The organism is Neisseria sp. P0001.S005, from assembly GCF_051963715.1.
Genome location: NZ_JBQCTZ010000631.1, coordinates 1 through 428, shown reverse-complemented (window position 1 = coordinate 428; position 428 = coordinate 1). Strand labels below are relative to the sequence as shown.

1 protein-coding gene is annotated in these 428 nt (G+C 53.3%); it reads right to left on the bottom strand.

All coding sequences use genetic code 11. The features are described from left to right. Nucleotides 1-68 precede the first annotated feature (68 nt). A partial coding sequence (locus tag ACTHSP_RS22100) for a M16 family metallopeptidase (protein ID WP_440347023.1) occupies nucleotides 69-428 on the bottom strand: 360 nt, incomplete at its 5' end.

The window sequence follows — 428 nt, the reverse complement described above, 5'->3', positions numbered from 1 at the left end:
GATTGATTTTAAACAAAGCTAAAGGCCGTCTGAAAAATCTTTCAGACGGCCTGTTGTTTTAAAGCGTTTTATTCTGCACCGACAACGACGGTGTTGAGGTCTTTGAATTTGACGCGGCGTTGCCATGCGTCTCGGACTTGTTCGACGGTCAGGCTGCTGATGGCTTTGGGGTAGGCTTCCAAGTAGTCGTTGGGCAGGTTGTAGAGGCCGATCAGGCTCAGGTAGTTGAGCAGTTTGTCGTTGGAGTCGTAGCGCAGGGGAAAGCCGCCGACGATGTTGGCTTTGGCCTGTTTCAGCTCGGCTTCGGTCGGGCCTTCGGCGATAAATTGCTCGATGACGGCTTGGGTGTCGGCCAGTGAGGCTTTGGTGTTTTTCTTTTGGGTGGAGTAGGAAACGGTAAACGTGCCTTCTTCTGTCGCCGGGGCGAG